This is a genomic window from Burkholderia sp. Ax-1720, from assembly GCF_011753035.1.
Classification (GTDB): Bacteria; Pseudomonadota; Gammaproteobacteria; order Burkholderiales; family Burkholderiaceae; genus Burkholderia; species Burkholderia gladioli.
Genome location: NZ_VWWK01000342.1, coordinates 1 through 3,035 on the forward strand (window position 1 = coordinate 1; position 3,035 = coordinate 3,035).

The window sequence follows — 3,035 nt, forward strand, 5'->3', positions numbered from 1 at the left end:
GTCGGTGCTGTGGTCGTCGACCACGATCACATGGAAGGCACCCGCGTAATCCTGGCCGACCAGCGAGCTCACCGCCTCGCCGATCACGTCGACCTCGTTGCGCGCCGGCACCACCACCGCCACCGCCGGCCAGTCGCTCTCGCCGCGCGCCGAGGCGGGCAGCGGCCCGGCCGGCGTGGCGCGCCAGAAGCCGCCGCGCGCGAACAGCAGCACGCACCAGATAATCAGGGACAGGCACGAAAGGCCAAATACGATCTGCAGCGTCATGCCCGCTCCCCGGCCGACTGCCCACGCCCGAACCTGCCGCGGCACGGCGTGCAATACGGGGACATATCCTTGAATTCGACTTCCATCGGTCCGCCTGTGAGGCCCGCGCAGCCGCCTTCCGCCGCCGGGCGCGTTCAAAACCGCGTAGTGTAGCCGGGTTCCGGGACAGGGGGCGGCGCGGCCGGATTTGGGCGCATTGCAACACCTTACGGGCCGAGGAAAGCACGAGATGGCCGATAGCGTTAAAATGCGCGATTAATTTTGGATGCCGGTAAATTCGATCCGGCATTGATAATCATCAAGTTGGGGCGATCGGGCCGGCTTGCCGGCCTTCTCGAACCCCGCGTTGTCGTCGGAGTTCGCCCTTTATGCGAGTCATTCTTGCCCAACCCCGGGGCTTCTGTGCGGGTGTGGTGCGAGCGATCGAGATTGTCGACCGCGCGCTGCTGCAGCACGGCGCGCCCGTCTACGTCAGGCACGAGATTGTTCACAATCGCCATGTCGTGGACAACCTGCGCAACAAGGGGGCGAAATTCGTCGAGGAGCTCGACGAGGTGCCGCATGGCGCCGTCGCGATCTTCAGCGCGCACGGCGTCGCGCAGGCGGTGGAGAAGGATGCCGAGGCCCGCGGCCTCGACGTGCTCGACGCCACCTGCCCGCTGGTCACCAAGGTCCATGTGCAGGGCCGCCAGTACGTGTCGGCCGGCCGCCGCCTGATCCTGATCGGCCATGCCGGCCATCCGGAAGTCGAGGGCACGGTCGGGCAGATCCCGGGCGAGGTGATCCTGGTGCAGAGCGAGGCCGAGGTGGCCCGGCTCGAGTTGCCGATCGACACGCCGGTGGCCTACGTGACGCAGACCACGCTGTCGGTCGACGACACGCGCGGCATCATCGAGGCACTCACGCGCAAGTTCACCGACATCGTCGGCCCGGACACGCGCGACATCTGTTATGCCACCCAGAACCGCCAGGCCGCCGTGCGCGAGCTCAGCAGCCAGGTGGAGGTGCTGGTGGTGGTCGGCGCGACCAACAGCTCGAACTCGAACCGCCTGCGCGAGATCGGCACCGAAAGCGGCGTGCCGAGCTACCTGGTGGCCGACGGTTCGGAAATCCGCGCCGAGTGGTTCGCGAATGCGCAGACGGTCGGCCTGACGGCCGGCGCGTCCGCACCCGAGGAAATGGTCGAGGACGTCATCGCCGCGCTGCGCGCGCTAGGCCCTGTCGAGGTCGTGACGATGGCGGGCCGCGAGGAAAAAGTCGAATTCAAGCTGCCGGCGAAGCTCACGCAAGCCGTAGCCCGCGAAGTTTAAGGAGGACATCTTGTCTATTCCGCTGCTCCAGCAAGTCCGTGTCGGCGCATACATCATGCGCAACCATCTGTCCGGCAACAAACGCTACCCGCTCGCGCTGATGCTCGAGCCGCTGTTCCGCTGCAACCTGGCCTGCAACGGCTGCGGCAAGATCGACTATCCGGATCCCATCCTGAACCAGCGCCTGTCGGTGCAGGAATGCCTGGAAGCCGTCGACGAAGCGAACGCGCCGATCGTCTCGATCGCCGGCGGCGAGCCGCTGCTGCACCGTGACATGCCGGAAATCGTCAAGGGCATCATGAAGCGCAAGAAGTTCGTGTATCTCTGCACGAACGCGCTGCTGATGGAAAAGAAGATGGACGAGTACGAGCCGAGCCCGTACTTCGTCTGGTCGGTCCACCTCGACGGCGACCAGGAGATGCACGATCACGCGGTGTCGCAGGAAGGCGTGTACGACAAGGCCGTGGCGGCCATCAAGGAAGCCAAGCGCCGCGGCTTCCGCGTCAACATCAACTGCACGCTGTTCAACGATGCGATCCCCGAGCGCGTCGCCAAGTTCTTCGACACGCTCAAGCCGATCGGCGTGGACGGCATCACCGTCTCGCCGGGCTACGCCTACGAGCGCGCGCCGGACCAGCAGCACTTCCTGAACCGCGACAAGACCAAGAACCTGTTCCGCGAGATCTTCAAGCGCGGCGACGGCGGCAAGCGCTGGTCGTTCAGCCAGTCCTCGCTGTTCCTCGACTTCCTGGCCGGCAACCAGACCTACAAGTGCACGCCCTGGGGCAACCCGGCGCGCACCGTGTTCGGCTGGCAGAAGCCGTGCTACCTGGTCGGCGAAGGTTACGTGAAGACCTTCAAGGAACTGATGGAAACCACCGAGTGGGACAACTACGGCGTGGGCAACTACGAGAAGTGCGCGGACTGCATGGTCCACTGCGGCTTCGAGGCCACCGCCGTGGTCGACACCATCACGCATCCGCTGAAGGCCTTCGCGCTGAGCCGCAAGGGCATCAAGACGGAAGGCGCGTTCGCCCCGGACATCCCGATCGACAAGCAGCGCCCGGCCGAGTACGTGTTCTCGCGCCACGTCGAGATCAAGCTCGAGGAGATCAAGATCGCCGGCAAGGGCAAGCTGCAGAAGTCGGCGAAGGCCGCCAGCGCGGCCTGAGCTTCGGTTTCCCGCCCAGGCGGTTCGCGTAGGCGAGCCGCCGGGCGACGAGCCGAGCAGCCATGAAACAAGGGCGCCCCGGAACCATCCGGGGCGCCCTTGTGTTTTCGCGGGACACGCTACAGGTGCCCGCGCCAGGCGGATCAGGGCGCGAGCAGCCGGACCGAGATCACCTCGCCCGCGGCCGGCGCCCGAGCGCGGCCGGCCGCGTCGAGCACCGTGATGCGCAGCGCGAGCCGGCCGCCGCGCACGGCATCGGCCGGCACCGGCAGGCTGTAGCTGCCGAC

3 protein-coding genes are annotated in these 3,035 nt (G+C 66.5%); 2 read left to right on the plus strand and 1 reads right to left on the minus strand.

Annotation, left to right across the window (positions count from 1 at the left end):
• Positions 1-267, minus strand: a 267-nt coding sequence (locus tag F3J18_RS36375) for a glycosyltransferase (RefSeq protein ID WP_166916986.1), incomplete at its 3' end; no start/stop codon positions are given.
• A gap of 368 nt (positions 268-635) precedes the next feature.
• On the opposite strand from F3J18_RS36375, the gene ispH reads away from it, so the two are divergent.
• Together ispH and hpnH are read left to right on the plus strand one after the other, a co-directional pair.
• The gene (ispH, locus tag F3J18_RS36380) at positions 636-1,577 is read left to right on the plus strand and encodes a 4-hydroxy-3-methylbut-2-enyl diphosphate reductase (RefSeq protein ID WP_025098450.1); all 942 of its coding nucleotides are present in this window, start codon (positions 636-638) and stop codon (positions 1,575-1,577) included.
• A gap of 10 nt (positions 1,578-1,587) precedes the next feature.
• Positions 1,588-2,748, plus strand: coding sequence for an adenosyl-hopene transferase HpnH (hpnH, locus tag F3J18_RS36385; RefSeq protein WP_025098449.1), 1,161 nt, complete (start codon positions 1,588-1,590; stop codon positions 2,746-2,748).
• Positions 2,749-3,035: the final 287 nt, after the last annotated feature.

Coding starts and splice junctions, on each gene's coding strand:
- ispH (WP_025098450.1), top strand. CDS start 636: ATGCGAGTCATTCTTGCCCAACCCCGGGGCTTCTGTGCGGGTGTGGTG.